This window comes from Arthrobacter sp. FX8, from assembly GCF_026723805.1.
Classification (GTDB): domain Bacteria; phylum Actinomycetota; class Actinomycetes; order Actinomycetales; family Micrococcaceae; genus Arthrobacter.
The window spans coordinates 1,116,917-1,133,998 of record NZ_CP113505.1; the positions used below are offsets into that span (position 1 = coordinate 1,116,917).

At 67.7% G+C, this 17,082-nt stretch carries 13 protein-coding genes and 3 pseudogenes; 5 read left to right on the top strand and 11 right to left on the bottom strand.

The window, feature by feature from the left end; genetic code table 11:
* Positions 1-116: 116 nt before the first annotated feature.
* The 7 genes and pseudogenes from OUO20_RS05075 to OUO20_RS05105 all read right to left on the bottom strand — a co-directional run bounded on the left by OUO20_RS05075 (position 117) and on the right by OUO20_RS05105 (position 6,722).
* Positions 117-1,450: pseudogene (locus tag OUO20_RS05075) on the bottom strand (HRDC domain-containing protein).
* A 12-nt stretch (positions 1,451-1,462) separates the two neighbouring features.
* Complete coding sequence (locus OUO20_RS05080) at positions 1,463-2,155, bottom strand: DUF3000 domain-containing protein (protein WP_056393644.1); 693 nt, start codon at positions 2,153-2,155, stop codon at positions 1,463-1,465.
* A gap of 57 nt (positions 2,156-2,212) precedes the next feature.
* Positions 2,213-3,309: pseudogene (locus OUO20_RS05085) on the bottom strand (threonine aldolase family protein).
* A 58-nt stretch (positions 3,310-3,367) separates the two neighbouring features.
* On the bottom strand, positions 3,368-4,114 hold the full coding sequence (locus OUO20_RS05090; protein ID WP_134164357.1) for an SDR family NAD(P)-dependent oxidoreductase: 747 nt from the start codon (positions 4,112-4,114) through the stop codon (positions 3,368-3,370).
* Positions 4,111-5,478, bottom strand: a complete 1,368-nt coding sequence (locus OUO20_RS05095; protein ID WP_268002952.1) for a DUF6421 family protein — start codon at positions 5,476-5,478, stop codon at positions 4,111-4,113. The genes OUO20_RS05090 and OUO20_RS05095 overlap by 4 nt, the downstream gene beginning before the upstream one ends.
* A gap of 171 nt (positions 5,479-5,649) precedes the next feature.
* Entirely contained in the window at positions 5,650-6,216 is a 567-nt protein-coding gene (msrB, locus tag OUO20_RS05100) for a peptide-methionine (R)-S-oxide reductase MsrB (protein ID WP_018770755.1), read from the bottom strand.
* A gap of 14 nt (positions 6,217-6,230) precedes the next feature.
* A complete protein-coding gene (locus OUO20_RS05105) occupies positions 6,231-6,722 on the bottom strand; it encodes a hypothetical protein (RefSeq protein WP_018770756.1) in 492 nt (163 codons plus the stop codon).
* A 170-nt stretch (positions 6,723-6,892) separates the two neighbouring features.
* Between OUO20_RS05105 and OUO20_RS05110 the strand changes: the two genes are divergently transcribed.
* From OUO20_RS05110 to OUO20_RS05125, 4 genes are read left to right on the top strand one after another with little or no spacing between them, the layout of a single operon-like run.
* A complete protein-coding gene (locus OUO20_RS05110; RefSeq protein ID WP_018770757.1) occupies positions 6,893-8,164 on the top strand; it encodes an alpha/beta hydrolase family protein in 1,272 nt (423 codons plus the stop codon).
* A gap of 1 nt (position 8,165) precedes the next feature.
* Positions 8,166-9,806 carry a succinic semialdehyde dehydrogenase gene (locus OUO20_RS05115; RefSeq protein WP_018770758.1) on the top strand — a complete coding sequence of 547 codons (1,641 nt, stop codon included), beginning with the start codon at positions 8,166-8,168 and terminating at the stop codon, positions 9,804-9,806.
* Position 9,807: 1 nt separating this feature from the next.
* Entirely contained in the window at positions 9,808-10,686 is an 879-nt protein-coding gene (locus tag OUO20_RS05120; RefSeq protein WP_268002953.1) for an SDR family oxidoreductase, read from the top strand.
* Positions 10,687-10,745: 59 nt separating this feature from the next.
* Positions 10,746-12,533, top strand: coding sequence for a multicopper oxidase family protein (locus tag OUO20_RS05125; protein WP_268002954.1), 1,788 nt, complete (start codon positions 10,746-10,748; stop codon positions 12,531-12,533).
* 25 nt (positions 12,534-12,558) lie between these two features.
* Here OUO20_RS05125 and ybaK read toward each other — a convergent pair.
* From ybaK to OUO20_RS05140, 3 genes and pseudogenes are all read right to left on the bottom strand, one after another.
* Positions 12,559-13,070: pseudogene (ybaK, locus tag OUO20_RS05130) on the bottom strand (Cys-tRNA(Pro) deacylase).
* Between the two features lie 10 nt (positions 13,071-13,080).
* Positions 13,081-13,539, bottom strand: a complete 459-nt coding sequence (locus OUO20_RS05135; RefSeq protein ID WP_056393656.1) for a SufE family protein — start codon at positions 13,537-13,539, stop codon at positions 13,081-13,083.
* Positions 13,540-13,568: 29 nt separating this feature from the next.
* Entirely contained in the window at positions 13,569-14,492 is a 924-nt protein-coding gene (locus tag OUO20_RS05140) for a sulfurtransferase (protein ID WP_268002955.1), read from the bottom strand.
* A 215-nt stretch (positions 14,493-14,707) separates the two neighbouring features.
* On the opposite strand from OUO20_RS05140, the gene zapE reads away from it, so the two are divergent.
* Positions 14,708-15,745 carry a cell division protein ZapE gene (gene zapE, locus OUO20_RS05145; protein ID WP_018770764.1) on the top strand — a complete coding sequence of 346 codons (1,038 nt, stop codon included), beginning with the start codon at positions 14,708-14,710 and terminating at the stop codon, positions 15,743-15,745.
* Here the strand turns inward: zapE and OUO20_RS05150 are convergent.
* Positions 15,742-16,962 carry a benzoate/H(+) symporter BenE family transporter gene (locus OUO20_RS05150; protein ID WP_018770765.1) on the bottom strand — a complete coding sequence of 407 codons (1,221 nt, stop codon included), beginning with the start codon at positions 16,960-16,962 and terminating at the stop codon, positions 15,742-15,744. The two genes, zapE and OUO20_RS05150, sit on opposite strands and share 4 nt — an antisense overlap.
* Between the last annotated feature and the right edge of the window lie 120 nt (positions 16,963-17,082).

Sequence of the window (17,082 nt, forward strand, 5' to 3'; positions counted from 1 at the left end):
TAACTCCTCATCGAGACGTAGCGCCGGGCGCATGCCGGAGTGCGGCACTCACCTGGCGTCGGTCACACCGATGTTACTCGTGAGTAACTTAGCCTGCAAGGGCTGACGCGAAAAGGTTATTGGCCGGCCGCCGCAGCGGCCTGTTTGGGTTCCTTGGGTGGAAGCGGCTGCGGGTCCAGGAAGGCGGCGGAGATCAGCGGAGCCGCGAGTTCCACCTGCCACGGGCGGGCGCCCAGGGTCCGCAATTCCGCGGAAATCGAGTCTTCAGTGACGTCCGCGGGCGGCCGCCAGGCCACGCGCCGGAGGTAGTCGGGCGTCAGGAGGTTCTCCAGCGGGAGGTTCAATTCCTCGGCTTTCGCCTGGAGCAGGGGCCGGGCCGTGGCCAGGCGGGCAGCGGCTTCCGGATCGCGGTCGGCCCAGACCCGCGGCGGCGGCGGGGCGTTGGTGGCCAGGTGCAGGGGTGGCAGGTCCTCCAGGTCCCGGGCGGCCGCGATGCAGCGCAGCCACCGCGGCGCTTCGCGCTGGGCAGCGCGCCCGTGGAACCCCTTGGTGGTGAGCAGCTGTGGGACGGTGGCGGGCATGGCCTTCGCCGCGGCGACGAGGGCCGAGTCGGGGAGCAGCCGGCCCGGTGCCACATCGCGTTTTTGCGCCAGCGAGTCGCGTTCCAGCCACAGTTCGCGGACTGCGGCCAGCTGGCGGCGGTCCCGGATCTGGTGCAGGCCCGAGGTCTTCCGCCACGGGTCAACGCGCGGGGGAGCGATGCCCGCTGCGAGGATTGCCGCAAATTCCTGCTGGGCGTACTCCAGTTTCCCGTCCGCCTCCAGCAGCTCGATAAGTTCCTCACGCAGTTCGGTCAGGACTTCCACGTCCAGGGCGGCATAGCGCAGCCAGGGCTCCGGCAGGGGCCGGGTGGACCAGTCGGCCGCGGAGTGTTCCTTGGCAAGCCCGAATCCCAGCAGCTGCTCGATGACGGCGGCCAGGCCTACCCGGGGCAGCCCGGCCAGGCGCGCGGCGAGTTCGGTGTCAAAGAGCTTGTCCGGCCACATCCCGAGCTCGGAAAGGCAGGGCAGGTCCTGGGTGGCGGCGTGCAGGATCCATTCGACGCCCCGCAGGGCGTCGTTGATGATGTCCAGGTTCTCGAACGGTTCGGGATCGATCAGCCAGGTTCCGGCGCCCTCGCGGCGGATCTGGACCAGGAAGGCGCGCTGTCCGTAGCGGAAACCTGATGCGCGCTCGGCGTCCACGCCGGCGGGTCCGGTGCCGGCGGCAATGGCCGCGGCACACCGCTCCAGGCCGGACGCAGTTTCGATGACCAGCGGAACGCCGTCCCGGGGGAGTCAAGGTCGATGATTTCGGGGATGGGGCTGTCAAAGCCCTCCACCGTGATGTGGGATGCGGCAGCAGCAGCCGGGACGCCGGCCGTGGTGTTTTCCGGAATGTTTGGGGTCATGATGCCCCCAGTTTACCGGGCTGCCCCATAACCGTTCTGCTGGCTTCGCCGACGGGGTGGGAGTGCGGTGACGCCGTCGGGGAGCGGCGGCAGGCCGGCGAACGTGCACACCATGTCGGACCAGGCCTCAAGGTGGGCCTGGACATCGGAGGAAGCGGGCGTCCAGGAGGCGCGGAGTTCGATGTCGATGGACCCGGGCCGCCCGGCCAGTGTCCCGAAGCTTTCGGAGAGGACGCGGGTGGCGGTGCCGCCGGCGGCCCGGTATGCCGCCTTGTGGTTTTCCAACGCCTCCACCAGCCAGGTCCACGCCACGGTTCCCAGCATCTGGTCGTTGCCCATTTCCGGTTCCAGCTCTGCACGGATGTAGGTGACAATCCGGAACTCGCCGTCCCAGACCGCCGAGCCATCCGGATCGTGCAGCAGGATGAAGCGTCCGGTAGCCAGCTCCGTTTCGTCCTCGTCCGCCGGTCCCGGGGCGGCCGTTCCGGATGCGGCGGCAAACGCCATGGCCGCAGGTCCGTGGACCGGCGTGGCCGGGGTTGCGGCGCCCGGTGCCATCACCTCTGCGCCCAGCGCGACGGCGAAGGGTGCCAGCCGCGCAGGGGCTGGGATCTCCGCGAGGCGAAGTTCCTTCCGGCAGCGGGCTTTCCTGAGGGTTCCCAAGGCGTGGAGAAAATCCGGGGGAACCTGGTCCAGTGCGTTCACCTTGGCAGATTACGGGGCGGGACGGGCCGGGGCAGGAAGGCTCGCCGTCGGGGCCGCTCACCCGGCCTGGCTGGCGCGGTATCCCCGGAGCTCATGGCGGATCGCGGCAGCAAAGGTATCGACATCCTCCTCCGTGGTGTCAAAGGAACACATCCACCGGACTTCCCCTTTCGCCTCATCCCAGTCGTAGAACCGGAAGGACTTGCGCAGACGGTCCGCCGTGCCGGGGGAAGGATGGCGAAGACTCCGTTGGATTCGGTTTCCTGGGTGGGCCGGACGCCCTCAATGGTGTCGACGGCGGCACGCAGCCGGGTGGCCATGGCGTTGGCGTGTGCGGCCGAGCGCAGCCACAGGTCGCCTTCCAGCAGGGCGATGAACTGGGCGGACATGAAACGCATCTTGGAGGCCAGCTGCATGTCCATCTTGCGCAGGTAGACCAGGCCATGCGCGGCTTCCGGGTTCAGTGCCACCACTACTTCGCCGAAGAGCAGCCCGTTCTTGGTGCCGCCGAAGGACAGGATATCGACGCCGGCGTCCCGGGTGAAGGCGCGCAGGGGCACGCCCAGGTGGGCTGCCGCGTTGGCCAGCCGCGCCCCGTCCATGTGCAGCTTCATGCCCCTGGCGTGCGCGTGGTCGGCGATGGCACGGACTTCTTCCGGCGTGTAGCAGGTGCCCAGTTCCGTGGTCTGGGTGATGGAGACGGCGAGCGGCTGGGCTCGGTGCTCGTCACCCCAGCCCCAGGCCTCCCGGTCGATCAGTTCAGGAGTCAGTTTCCCGTCCGGCGTGGGTACGTGCAGGAGTTTTAGGCCGCCGATGCGTTCCGGTGCCCCGTTCTCGTCCATGTTGATGTGGGCGGTGGAGGCGCATACCACGGCACCCCAGCGGGGGAGCAGGGACTGCAGCGACAGGACGTTGGCGCCGGTGCCGTTGAAGACGGGGAAGCATTCGATGCCTGGGCCGAAGTGGTCAACCATCAGTTCCTGCAGCCGCGCGGTGTAGTCGTCTTCGCCGTAGGAGACCTGGTGTCCGCCATTGGCTGCGGCAAGGGCCGCCAGGACTTCCGGGTGGACCCCGGAGTAGTTGTCGGAGGCAAATCCGCGCACGTTGGGATCATGCAGCCGCAGCGCCGCACGGGTTTCTGCTGTGGTGGTCATAGGGTTGCTCACGCTTTCAGTTTAGGTACTGCTACGCCAGGCAAAGCCAGACAGGCGGTCAGTCCGCCAGCCGGAGCCGGGCGCCGTTGAGTTCGGCGGACGGAGTGGTGAAAAGCCGGACGACGGCGGCAGCCAGGTCAGTTACGTCCGTTGCCCCCGGGAATTTCCGCTCGGGATGGGCGCGGCGCAGGTCATCGTCCACCAGCGCCTTGACCACCAGGATGGTGGCGGCCGCCGGGCTCCCGCTGCTCCCTGAGGCCTGGCGGAAGCCATCGGCCATGGCCATGGTCCAGGTTTCCGCGGCGGCCTTCGCCGCCACGTAGCTGGCGACCGCTGCGGCGGGCTGATCCAGGGCAGTGGATGAAACCATCGCAAACCTTCCCGACGTGGAGGCGGCGATGTCGTCGAAAAAGACGCGTGACACGTTGCGCAGCGTGGTGATGGCGCCGCGTTCCAGGAAGTCCCAGTCGTCGTCGGACTGGTCCGCGATGCCCTTGGCCCCGCGCCAGCCGCCCACCAGGTGGATCACGCCGTCCACCGCCCCCAAGGCGCCGGTGACGTCGTCGCGCAGCCGCCGGACGTCCGCCAAAACCGCCAGGTCGCACGCAAAGGGACTGACGCCGTCGCCCGCTTTCCGCGCTGCCTCCGTGATCCGGGCCTGGTCGGAGCCCGCCGTGGCCACCCGGTGCCCCGCGGCGGCAAGTGCCCGCGCCACGGCGATTCCCGACGCGCCGCTGCCGCCGGCCACCAGGACAGTGAGCGGCCGGGCGGAGGGCGCGCCCCCGGCCGGACCGGCGCTGCTCACAGCGCGGTGCGGCCGGTGATCCCGGCGGTGGACTCAATGACGGGGCGCATCTTCTTCTCCAGTGCCTCGTAGAACATGGACAGCGGGAACTCGTCGTCCAGCACCTGGTCCGTGAGTCCGCGGGGCGTCCCCGCCAACGGCAGCGCGTCCGGGCCCTTGGCCCAGACGGAGGCGGGGTTGGGCGTGACGGTGGCCGAAACCAGCTGGTAGGCCGCCAGCCAGTGGGCGGTCTTGGGACGGTCAATGGACCGCCAGTAGAGTTCGTCGATGCTGGCACCCAGGGCGATCACGGCGTCCGCCACCTCATCCCAGTCGATGGTAAGCCGGGTATCCGTCCAGTGCAGCACGTGGTGCTGGTGCAGCCAGGCAAAGAGGAGCTGGCCGCCCAGGCCATCGTAGTTGCGGACCCGGCTGCCGGTGATGGCGAAGCGGAAAATGCGGTCGAAGATGATTGCGTACTGTACGAGCTTCGCGTGCCGCCGTGCGTCGGGGTCGGCGTCGTCGTCCCTTTCGATCCGCACCGATTCGCGGAAGGCCGTGAGGTCGCAGCGCAGTTCTTCCAGCGAATACAGGAAGTAGGGCATCCGCTGCTTGATCATGAACGGATCGAACGGCAGGTCCCCGCGCATATGCGTCCGGTCGTGGATCAGGTCCCACATCACGAAGGTGGCCTCGGTGAGGTCCTGGTCCGCGAGCAGTTCCGCGGCGGCCTCCGGCAGCTCCAGGGCCGTGATCTCCGCGGCGGCCTTCAGCACGCGGCGGAACCGGGCGGCTTCACGGTCGGCAAAGATGGCGCCCCATGTGAACGTGGGGGTCTGGCTGACGGCCACAGTCTCGGGGAAGAGGACGGCCGAGTTCGTGTCGTAGCCGGGAGTGAAGTCGACGAACCGGATGGGGACGAACAGCTTGTTCGAGTAGTCCCCGGCCTCCAGTCCGGCGATGAATTCGGGCCAGATGACCTCCACCAGCACAGCCTCCACCAGCCTGTTGCTGCTGCCGTTCTGGGTGTACATCGGGAACACCACAAGGTGCTGCAGCCCGTCGCGGCGGTGCTCCTGCGGCTGGAAGGCCAGGAGCGAGGAGAGGAAGTCGGGGACAGGAAAGCCGCCGGCGGCCCATGCCTCGAAGTCTTTGCAGGCGGCGTCCAGGTAGTCGGCGTCGTGCGGAAAGGCGGGGGCCAGGGCCCGGATGGCGGCCACAATGGCATCCACGTACTGCGCTGCCTCCCCGTGGTCCGCGGGGTTGGGGACGGACCCGTCCTGGACCTGGAGCGCCTGCAGTGCGGTGGCGGCGGCCTTGAGCCGGAGCCAGTCGTGGTCCTGTGCGGAAATCCCGGTGACGGCGGTGGTCAGGGTCTCTGTCATCGTCGGCTGCCTTTCTGGTTGCTTGCTTCTCCGGTGAGCGTAACAAGCAACCAGCAGGACTTATGCCAAAACGACTCATTCGTAAGAAACGCTTAGCCTCGATGGTTTCCGGGAAGGATCGAGACTGTCCCTCCGCTGTGGGATCAGTCCCGGAACGCTGCCCTCTCCGGCTCAGCTTTCCGGCGTGCTGTCCCCGGCATCATCCCGGGCCACCAGCCGGAGTGACACCGAATTGATGCAGTAGCGCTGGTCGGTGGGCGTTCCATACCCCTCGCCCTCAAAGACGTGGCCCAGGTGCGAGTCGCACGACGCGCACCGCACCTCAATCCTTTCCATGCCCAGGGTCCTGTCGTGGATGTAGCGCACATTCCCCTCAGCCAGCGGAGCCCAGAAGGAAGGCCAGCCGCAGTGCGAGTCGAACTTTTCGTTGCTGGTGAACAGTTCGGCGCCACACGCCCGGCACTGATACACACCCTCTGTGTGGGTATCCCAGTACTCACCGGTGTAAGGGCGCTCGGTTCCGGCCTGCCGCAGCACGTGGTACTCCTCCGGCGTCAGTTCCTCCCGCCACTGTTCATCGCTCTTCCTGACGACAGTTTCCGGGATGCCGGTGTCCTGCTGAGGGGTGTCCTGTGTGGCAGGGTCATGCCGGGCAGGGTCCTGCGTGGCATTGGCCGGTGCCCCGCCAACAACGCCTGCCGACTTGTTACCGAAGATGCTGTTTCCAAAGATGCTCATAGCATTCCCAACGCTCAGGAGTCGCCGATAAATCCCGAGCCCGCGTACAGGTGGAGCACAGGGACACCGAGCTGGTCCTGCGCCTTGTTGGCCCAGTCGGTGTGGAAGGTATCGGCCACGGCATGCGGCCTGGTGATCACTACGGCCTGCGAGGCGCCGGTTTCCCGGACCTTCGCCACAAGGCCGTCCACCGCCTTCCCCTCCACCACCTGGCCGCTCACACCCGAGCCCAGGCCCTCCAGCGCGGCAAGCGAGGTGGCGAGCGTTTCATCCGCGTGCGCCCGCTCGGCGGCGGCGTCCGGGTTGCGGCCGGCGAGTTCCCGGAATGCCTTGGCAACGTCCAGCATGGAGAGGTTTTCGAGGAAGTCCACGAGCAGGTGGCGCTCGGTGTTCGCAGGGACCAGGACCAGCAGCCGGCTGTCCGACCCATCCACCAGCCGTTCAATGTTCACGCGGTCGTCCGCGCCCAGGGGTTCTTCGGTCAGGATGATGATCGGATCACTCATGGCCTTAGCCTAGCGCCGCTCGGGGGCGCCCGCACCGCACTTGGAGAAAGTGCCGGAACACGACCGGAGAGCCGTGCGCCGCCGTGCCGTTCCTGCCCGGGAATGCGGGTATCGGCGGCAACGCCGGTAAGAATAGTCCCATGGCACCTTTCCGGCGAGCGCGCCCTGCAATGACTGCAACCACCAGGGATTCCGGCGGAATGTCACCGGGGGCGAAGTGGGCCATCGGCGGAGCCGTCGCCGGCGGCTCCGTGGCCAGCCTGCTGGGCGCCGGTTCGTCCGCGCTCGCCGTGTACTTTGCCCGCCGCGTCATTACCCCGGCCCGGCAACGGGCAGCGGACAAGGAACTGCTGGCCGTAATCCGGGACGGGCAGAAGCAGCAGGTGATCCTGGCCGCCAACGACGACACCACCGTGGATGGGGTTTACGGATTCTTTTTCGACGGCGGCAAGGGCCACGCGCGGATCGGCCGCATCATCTCCTACTCGCCGGCCGAACGCACGGTCCTGCGCGAGGTCGAAGCCGTCTACAGCGGCGACCTGTCCACGGCCCGCTGGGGATGGTGGAGCGGCGCGACCTACCCTGACCCGGCCGCCGTCGGAATTCCTGCCGAGGACGTACTGATACCCGTGGAGCGCGGGGGAGCGCCGGCCTGGCTGGTCCGGGCCAAGGGGACAGCCCGCACCTGGGCCATCATGGTGCACGGCCGCGGAGCCACCCGGCAGGAAGCGCTGCGGGCGGTGGGACCGGCACTGGAGTTGGGCCTGACCAGCCTGCTGGTGTCCTACCGCAACGACGGGCTGGCGCCGTCGGCCGATGACGGACGGTACGGCCTGGGCTCCACGGAGTGGCAGGACATCGAAGCCGCCATTGAGTATGCGCTGGCCGAGGGGGCCGAGGAAATTGTCCTGTTCGGCTGGTCCATGGGAGGGGCCATCTGCCTGCAGACCGCGGACCTTTCCCGGTACCGGCACCTGATCCGGGCCATGGTGCTTGACGCACCCGTGATCGACTGGGTGACCGTGTTGGCGCACCATGCACAGCTGAACCGGATTCCGTCGCTGGTGGGCCGCTACGGGCAGCTGATGCTGGGCCACCCGCTGGGGCGCCGCCTGACCGGCCTGTCGGCACCGGTGGACCTGAAGGTCATGGATTGGGTGTCCCGGGCCGTGGAGCTGCGGACACCCACGCTGATCATCCACAGCGTTGACGACGAGTACGTGCCCTACGGACCGTCCGCGCTCCTGGCCGAACGGAACCCGGAGATGGTCACGTTCGAGACGTTCAACCACGCACGGCACACCAAGGAATGGAATGTGGACCCCGAGCGCTGGGAACGGCTGGTTAAGGCCTGGCTCCGGCAGCAGCTCGCTCCGCGCCTCAACCCCGGCACGGGGCTCACCCCTGGAACGCTGGCCGGGCACACCGCTGCGGGGGCGTGACATGGCGGACCAACTCCACGAACAACAGCCCGGGACGGCGGCCTTGAGCGCGCGGGGCCGGGATCTCGCCGCGGGACTGTCAAGGCTGGTTGCGGCAGCACCGGGCGCCCCGACGCAGGCTTCGCACGCACCCTTTGACGGCACGCTTGTGGGCGAAGTGCCCGTGTGCAGCGCACCCGACGTTGATGCCGCCGTCGGAACTGCCCGCGTGGCGCAGCGGTACTGGGCAGGCGTTTCCGTCGAAGACCGTTGCAGCGTGATCCGGCGCTTCCGCCGGCTGGTGCTGGACCGGGAGCAGGACATCCTGGACCTGGTGCAGGCAGAGAGCGGCAAGTCCCGGCTGAGCGCCTTTGAGGAACTTGCGGACGTGGTCCTGACGGCGGACTACTACGCGCGCACCGCAGAACGGCACCTTGGGCCGCGCCGCCGGAAGGGCGCCGCGCCGGTCCTGACCCGCACCACCGAACACCGTCTTCCCAAGGGAGTGGTGGGGGTCATCAGCCCTTGGAACTACCCGCTGACCCTTGCGGTCTCGGACGCCGTCCCGGCCCTGCTGGCCGGGAACGGCATCGTCCTGAAGCCGGATTCGCAGACGCCCTTCACCGCCCTGCTGATGCTCAAACTGCTCCGGCAGGCGGGGCTTCCCGCAGGCCTGTTCCAAGTGGTCACAGGGCCCGGCACTGCAATTGGCCCTGCCTTGATCGCGCGGGTCGACTTTCTGATGTTCACCGGATCCTCGCAGACCGGCAAGACGGTGGCGCGGCAGTGCAGTGAGCGGCTGATCGGCTTCTCGGCCGAACTCGGCGGCAAGAACCCCATGCTGGTCCTGGCCGATGCGGATGTGGGCAAAGCCGCCGCCGGCGCGGTACACGCCTGTTTTTCCAACTCCGGACAGCTGTGCGTCAGCATCGAACGGATCTACGTGCACACAGACGTCCATGACAGCTTCCTGGCCGCCTTCGCGGCCGCGGTGAAAGGCATCCGCGTGGCTCCCGGACCGGACTGGGACATCGGCATGGGATCCCTCATCAGCCCGGGGCAGCTGGAACGGGTTGACCGCCACGTCCAGGATGCGCTCGCCAAAGGAGCCCAACTGGTCACCGGCGGACGGCACCGGCCGGATCTGGGGCCGCTGTTCTACGAGCCAACGGTCCTGACGGGAGTCACGCAGGAGATGCTCCTTGCCAGGGAAGAGACCTTTGGGCCGGTGGTGGCCGTCTACCGCACAACGGACGACGACGAAGCCGTTGCCCTGGCCAACGATTCCGACTTCGGACTGAATGCCAGCGTCTGGTCGGCCCGGCGGGGCGAGGCAGTGGCCCGCAGGCTTCTGACTGGAACGGTCAATGTCAATGAAGGCTACGCAGCCACCTGGGCATCCCATGATGCACCGATCGGGGGCATGAAGGAGTCCGGCGCAGGCCGCCGCCACGGCCGGGAAGGCATCCTCAAGTACACCGAGCCGCAGACCATCGCCGTGCAGCGGCTGCTCCGTGTTGCACCCCTTCCCGGCATGTCCAACCGGACCTACGCACGGATCATGAAAGGGGCCATCAGGGTGATGGGCCGCGTACCCCGAAGCCGTCAAAGGACACTGCCCGTGGCGCCGGGACACGCGCCGCCAACATCGCAGGAGGACTGATATGCCCCAGGGAACCATGCTTTCCGGCGCAACTGTGCTGATCACGGGAGGCGGCAGCGGGCTGGGCCGCCGCCTGGCGCTTGGAGCAGCCCGGCGCGGAAGCCGGGTGGTGATCTGGGATGTGGACGTCCAACGCGGCACGGCGGTGCGCGACGAGATCCGGGCTGCCGGCGGTTTGGCCGAAGCCCATGCCGTGGACGTCACGGACCGCGGGGGCGTGAAGGCCGCGGCGGCTGTTGCCGGACCCGTGGATATCCTGGTCAACAACGCCGGAGTGGTCAGCGGCCTGGCACTCCTCGACGCCACGGAAGAAGCCATCGAAAGGACCATGAAGGTCAACGTCATGGCCCTGTACTGGGTCACCCGCGGCTTCCTGGGCGGAATGGTAGACCGCCGGCGGGGAACCGTGGTCACCATTGCCAGTGCTGCAGCCCTGGTGGGCGTCGCCCGCCAGACAGACTATTCCGCCAGCAAGTTTGCCGCCTTCGGTTTCAACGAATCACTCCGTGCCGAGCTCCGCGCTGGAAAAATTGGTGTCAATACGCTGGCGGTGTGCCCTTATTACATCGACACGGGGATGTTCGACGGCGTCCGGACGCGCTGGCCCCTGCTTCTTCCCATCCTCCAGGAAGAGCAGGTGGCAACCAAGGTCCTGGATGCCATCGAAGCCGGGCGCCGAAAGCTGGTCCTGCCGCCCATCGTGAACCTGCTGCCGGCCCTGCGGGTCCTTCCGGTTGGCGTCTTCGACCGGGTCATGGACGTGCTGGGGGTCAACCAAACCATGGACCATTTCACCGGCCGGGCCGCGGGGCGGACTGGAGGGCATACCGGGGTGGTCCACCCCCTTACAGAGGGGACCCGTGCCCCTATGACGGACTAAAGCACAGGTTTATCCTGCTGCCCAAGGGGGATACCGCTGCGAAGAAATGGGGCCCCAAAATGCGCATTACAAGACGACAACTGCTGCAGGCCGGCGCTGTGGCCGGTGCAGGTGTTCTGACCCAGGCTTATGGATCCGGGGCTAGCCCGGGACTGGCGGCCCCCGTTCCCCCGCCCGGCATCTTTACGGAGCAGCTTCCCACGCTCGCCGACCTGGGGGTTATCGACATGCGGTCCGGCGGCAACCTTGAGTTGTGGGCCCGCAACTCCCGCCACCGCTTCCAGGCCCGGATGGGCCTGACCGACACCCTGACGTACCAGGACGCCGGATCATCCAGGACTTACCTGGGCCCGGTCATTATCGCCCAGAAGGGTACGCCCCTGAGCCTCACCGTCCACAACGATATGGGGCGGCATCCTCTTGCCTTCGCCATCGACCCCGAACTGGTACCGCAGGGCGGCAACGATGCCCGTTTTCCCAGGACGGCTGTCCACCTCCACGGCGGCAACACCGCCCCGACGTCCGACGGCGGGCCTGGGCAGACTTTCCGGCCCGGCGCCTCGTACACCTACCACTATGGCAACAACCAGGATGCGGCCGGTCTCTGGTACCACGACCACGCGCTGGGTATCACCCGCCTGAATGTCTACGCCGGGCTGGCTGGCAGCTACCTGCTCCGGGACACCCCGGGCCCCGGCGGCACAGGCATCGACACCGGGGACGGGACACACCTTCCACCGCCCCCATATGAACTGCCGCTGGTCTTCCAGGACCGCATGTTCAACCCGGACGGTTCCTTTGCCTACCCGCCCAACCCTGAATTAGTCGGCGCTGACGGCACCGCCCGCCCCTGGGCCCCCGAGTTCTTCGGCGACGTGGCCACCGTGAACGGAAAATGCTGGCCCAACCTCGACGTGGCCCGCGGCAAGTACCGCTTCCGGATGTTCAACGGCTCCAACGCCCGGTTCTACGACTTCAAGTTCCTTGCGGACGGCATGGCGGTCACATTCCACCAGATAGGGTCCGACGGCGGCCTGCTGGACGCTCCCGTCAGGCTCAACAGGCTGGTCATGGGACCAGGCGAGCGGGCAGACATCGTGGTTGACTTCGCCGGGCTTAAGGCGGGCTCGAAGGTGGTCCTGGCCAACAGCGCCCGGGTGCCGTTCCCGAACGGGCCGGAGTCCGTCCAGCGCGGCGCCATCCCGCTCCCTCAGATCATGCAGTTCACTGTCCTCTCCGAGCCCGGCTATACGGTGCCGCTGCCGGCCCAGCTCCGCTCCCGGCCCCTTACCCGGCTCGTGGATCGGCCCACCGTAGCCACCCGGTCCATGGCATTGGTGGAGGTGGCGAATGCGGATGACGTCCCCACCATGGCGCTGCTGAACAACAGGATGTTTGACAGCCCTGACATCACGGTGGTGCAGCGGGACACGCTGGAACAGTGGGAGCTCATCAACACCACCGAGGACGCCCACCCGATCCACCTGCATTTCACCCAGTTCCAGGTCCTGGACCGGCAACGGTTTGATGCGGCCGACTACCTGGAGGCCACGGACTTCGTGGACCCCAAAACCGGACTCGTCACGCCCGGAAGGGGGTGCGCTGTACCGGTCAAGCCCTTCCTGATCGGCCGTCCCAAGGCCGCGCCGGCCAATGAACAGGGATGGAAGGACACCGTGGTGGCGATGCCTGGCGAAGTGACGCGGATCCGCGTCCCCTTCGGTGCAGCCGCTGCAGGAGGTGACCCACTGGCCATCGGCTCATCCTTCACGGGTGAATACGTCTGGCACTGCCACATCCTGGAGCACGAGGACAACGACATGATGCAGCGGTACGTCATCGAGTAGCCAGAGGCTCCCAGCCCCTGCACTGCTATGGACGGGAGTTGCCCGCAGCCGGCGAACCAATGGGCGCCGCAACAGCTTCCGTCAGCCGGATGAGGTCGGCCGGAGCTAGCTCGATGTCCAGGCCGCGGCGCCCCCGGACACCAGCATCGTCTCCAGCCGCAACGCGGAGGAGTCCAGGACCGTGGGGGAGGGCTGGCGCTGGCCGATCGGGGAGATGCCGCCCAGCACATAGCCTGTGCGCCGCTGGGCCGCTGCGGGATCAGCCATGGCAGCCTTCTTGGCTCCGAGTGCGGCAGCCATTGCCTTCAGGTCGAGGGTTCCGCTGACAGGTACGATGCCCACGGCCAGCCGGCCCTCCACGTCCACCATCAACGTCTTGAAGACGCGGGACGGATCAATGCCGAGGGCCTCGGCGGCCTCGGTGCCATAGCTCGCGGCCGCCGGATCGTGGGTGTAGGGGTGGAGCACAAAGGGAACCCCGGCCGCGGTCAAAGCCGCTGTGGCCGGTGTTCCCTGGGAGCCGTTCCTGCGTGCCATGGAGGCGGGGTCAGGCGACCTTGGCGGCGGCGGCCACCTTGCGCTTGATCCTTCCCAACATGGCGGTCATGCCCCTCATGCGCAGCGGGGTGATGGCCCGGGTGAGCCCCAGCAGCTCCGGCATGTCGTCCGGCACGGACAGGATCTCCTCCGCGGACAGGCCGTCCAGTCCCTCGTGCAGGACGCCGGCAAAACCCCGGGTGGTGGGAGCCTCAGCCGGGGCCTTGAAGTACAGCCGCACGGCGCCGGCGGGACCGGCGTCGTTCTTCTCTGTCTCGATGGTGAGGAACAGCGGCGACTGGCACTCCACCACCTGCTCCAGGAGTTCGGGGTGGTCCTTGAGCCGGTCGGGGAGCTCCGGCAGTCCTTCGGAGAACTCCAGCAGCAGCTGCAGCCTCTCGGGTTCGGACAGGGCCTGGAAGTCGTCCACGATTGCCGCCAGGGCGGAAGGCAAAGCTTGAGTAGTCATCGTTCCAAGTCTACGCGGGTGGTCCTGCGTCAGGCTCCGACGGCGGCGGGAACGGAACCACGCTCGGCGCCCTTGACGATCGGCACGCGCACGGCGTTGCCCCACTCGGTCCACGATCCGTCGTAGTTGCGGACGGAATCAAAGCCCAGGAGGTACTTCAGGGCGAACCAGGTGTGGCTGGACCGCTCGCCGATGCGGCAGTACGCCACGACGTCGTCACCCTCGGACAGCCCGGCTTCGCCCAGGTAGATGGCCTCCAGCTCCTCCCTGCTGCGGAAGGTGCCGTCAGCTGCGGCGGCACGGGCCCAGGGAATGGATGCCGCAGTGGGGATGTGGCCGCCGCGGAGGGCGCCCTCCTCCGGGTAGGCAGGCATGTGGGTGCGCTGGCCGGTGTATTCCTCGGGGGAGCGGACGTCGATGAGGGGCTTGCCCAGGTGAGCCAGGACGTCGTCCTTGAAGGCGCGGATTGGGGCGTCGTCGCGCTCAACCACCGGGTAGCTGCCCCGGGCGGGGGCAGGCCGGTCCTTGGTCAGCTCGCGGCCTTCGGCGATCCATTTGTCCCGGCCGCCGTCGAGCAGCCGGACATCCTGGTGGCCAAAGAGCGTGAAGACCCAGAGCGCGTATGCGGCCCACCAGTTGGACTTGTCGCCATAGATGACCACGGTGCTGTCCCGGGAGATGCCCTTGGACGCCGCCAGCTCAGCGAAGGCCGCGCCGTCAATGTAGTCGCGGGACACTTCGTCGTTCAGGTCGGTGTGCCAGTCGATCTTGACGGCACCGGGGATATGGCCGGTCTCGTACAGCAGCACGTCCTCGTCGGACTCCACCACCACCAGCCCGCCATTGGCCACTGCGCCGTCCTTGATGGCAGCCGCGAGCCACTCCGTGGAAACGAGCCGCTCCGGGTGGGCGTAGGCTGCGAACTTCTCATTCTGTTCAACCGGGTAGGGCATGGCTTGGCCTTTCAGTAAGAGCACGGGAAACCGTGGAACATGCATTGGAACCTGTTCCCACCCTAGCCAGCGCCCATGACGTTGTCCGTATTCCGTTAATAGGACGAAATGTTGCCTTCGTCACGCCCTCGGTCGGGAGGTAGGCAACCAGCCCGGGTCCGGTCCGCATTGCCGGTATCCTTTCTGGGGACCAACCACCAGCAGAACGGACCACCTTGGTACAGATCGAACAGCTTGCCGCCCGCACTCCGGCAGTTTCGGTGGACGAACTCCTCAAGGGCTTCTACCCATCGCCGCGGTTCGGGGAGGTCTCCTTTGCGAGCTACCGCCCGGACCCCAAGCAGCCCAGCCAGGCCGCTGCCGTGCGCGAACTGGAAGGGTTTGCCGACGGCGTGGGGTCGGGCAACGGAGGCGGGCTGTTCAAGAAGCTGTTCGGCAAAAAGGACGATTCCCGTGCCGGCATCTACCTTGACGGCGGGTTTGGCGTGGGCAAGACCCACCTGCTCGCTTCGCTGTGGCATGCCTCGCCGGGCCCCAAGGCTTTCGGCACGTTCGTGGAGTACACCAACCTCGTGGGCGCCCTGTCCTTCCGCAAGACCGTTGACGCCCTGAGCAGCTACAAGCTGGTCTGCATCGACGAATTCGAACTGGACGATCCCGGCGACACCGTCCTGATGTCCCGGCTCATGCGGGAACTGGCCGACGCCGGCGTCAAGCTCGCCGCCACGTCCAACACCTTGCCGGGTTCCCTGGGTGACGGCCGCTTTGCCGCCGTAGACTTCCAGCGCGAAATCCAGGTCCTGGCGGACCAGTTCGAGGTCATCCGCATCGACGGCGAGGACTTCCGCCACCGCGGCCTCCCCGCCGCACCGGCCCCGCTGAGAAACAGCGAACTTAACGCCCACATGAAGGCGGAGTTCGACGGCAAGACGGTTGCCCAGGACGAATTCTCCACCCTCATCCACCACTTGGCCGGTGTCCACCCCAGCCGCTACCGCCAACTGATCGACGGCATTGACGGCGTGGTGTGGCGCAACGTGGAAACCATCAAGGAGCAGGCTGTGGCGCTGCGGTTCGTGGTCCTGGCGGACCGGCTCTACGACAAGGACGTTCCCATCCTGGCCAGCGGCGTCCCCTTCGACCAGCTGTTCACCGAGGAAATGATGACCGGCGGGTACATGAAGAAATACTTCCGCGCCGTGTCCCGCCTGACCGCCCTGGCGCGTGAAGGGCAGAACCACGAACCGTCCTAAGAGGCGGTCCCGCTGCGCCGTGGCTGCAGCACCCACCGCACCGCCAGCCCGGCAATGAGCGCCCAGAACGCGGAACCGATTCCGGCAAATGCCAGGCCTGAGGCCGCCATCAGGAACGTGACGGCCGGGGCGATGCGGTCTTCCGTGTCCGCCAGGGCAGCCGAAATCGCCGACGCAAGGGTTCCCAGCAGGGCCAACCCGGCCACTGCTTCGAGCATCCCGCCCGGCGCCCGGTTCACCACCGCCACCAAGGCAGCGGAAAAAGCGGCAAGCACCAGGTAGGCCAGCCCGGAGGTGAAGCCGGCAACCCACCGCCTGCTCCGGTCCCCGCCTGCTTCCCCGCCCGCGGCCAGCGCCGCGCTGAGCGCTGCAAGATTGATGGCGTGGCCGCCGAAGGGAGCCCCCGCAACAGTCCCCGCTCCCGTGACCAGCATCGCCGGCTGCCACGGAGTGTCATATCCGAATGACCGCAGGACAGCCACCCCGGGAACGTTCTGCGACGCCATGGTCACCACGAACAAGGGGACGGCGATGCCCACCAGGGCCTGCAGGCTGAACGCCGGCGTGGTCCAGGCGAGTGCGGGCATAAGGCCTCCCGCATCCACCGGCGTCCCGGCGGACGCCAGGGAAATTCCGATCACGCCCAGGGCCATGAGCAAAGCCGCGGGCACCGCCCACCGCGGAGCGAACTTCATCATCACCAGCCAGCACAGGATCACCGGCGCCACAAAACCGGGAACCGTGCCCAGGGCTTTGAAGGGGGCCAGGCAAAGCTGGAGCAGGACTCCCGCCAGCATCGCCTGCGCCAGCGGGGACGGAATCCGCGCCATCAACCTGCCAAGCGCCGGCACCATGCCGGTCAGGGCCAACAGCAGGCCTGTCGCCAGGAAGGCGCCGACGGCGGCCGGCCACCCGCCGTCGGGCATTCCCGCTGCCGCCAGCAGCGCCGCACCCGGCGTCGACCAGGCCAGAGTCACCGGAACCCGGGAGCGCCAGGCGAGGACCAGGACGCCCAGCCCGACGGCGAGGGTCAGCGCCAGCAGGCCGGACGCGGCCTGGGTGGAATCGGCGCCCACCGCCTTGAGGCCGGCGAGGACTACGGCAAAGGACGAGGTAAAGCCCACCAGGGCGGTAACGATCCCGGCGACAACGGGCCGGGAGTCGAACCGCGGCAGTCCGGCCTTGGTTGTCCTGGAGGGTGCGGGGGAGTTGGGCATACCCGGCAGGTTACCGGCGCGGGTTTGGGAACCGGCAATCGGGGCTGCCAAAGGCAGACTGGCCGGGCGGCCGAGGGCACTTTTAAACGCCAAAGGCGCGGGCGCCGCCTCGCGGCGGGA

Excerpts from the sequence above, each read along its gene's own strand:
- OUO20_RS05095 (WP_268002952.1), bottom strand. The coding sequence starts at position 5,478 with ATGACAGAGACCCTGACCACCGCCGTCACCGGGATTTCCGCACAGGAC.
- msrB (WP_018770755.1), bottom strand. The coding sequence starts at position 6,216 with ATGAGCATCTTTGGAAACAGCATCTTCGGTAACAAGTCGGCAGGCGTT.
- OUO20_RS05105 (WP_018770756.1), bottom strand. The coding sequence starts at position 6,722 with ATGAGTGATCCGATCATCATCCTGACCGAAGAACCCCTGGGCGCGGAC.
- OUO20_RS05110 (WP_018770757.1), top strand. The coding sequence starts at position 6,893 with ATGACTGCAACCACCAGGGATTCCGGCGGAATGTCACCGGGGGCGAAG.
- OUO20_RS05115 (WP_018770758.1), top strand. The coding sequence starts at position 8,166 with ATGGCGGACCAACTCCACGAACAACAGCCCGGGACGGCGGCCTTGAGC.
- OUO20_RS05120 (WP_268002953.1), top strand. The coding sequence starts at position 9,808 with ATGCCCCAGGGAACCATGCTTTCCGGCGCAACTGTGCTGATCACGGGA.
- OUO20_RS05125 (WP_268002954.1), top strand. The coding sequence starts at position 10,746 with ATGCGCATTACAAGACGACAACTGCTGCAGGCCGGCGCTGTGGCCGGT.
- OUO20_RS05135 (WP_056393656.1), bottom strand. The coding sequence starts at position 13,539 with ATGACTACTCAAGCTTTGCCTTCCGCCCTGGCGGCAATCGTGGACGAC.
- OUO20_RS05140 (WP_268002955.1), bottom strand. The coding sequence starts at position 14,492 with ATGCCCTACCCGGTTGAACAGAATGAGAAGTTCGCAGCCTACGCCCAC.
- OUO20_RS05150 (WP_018770765.1), bottom strand. The coding sequence starts at position 16,962 with ATGCCCAACTCCCCCGCACCCTCCAGGACAACCAAGGCCGGACTGCCG.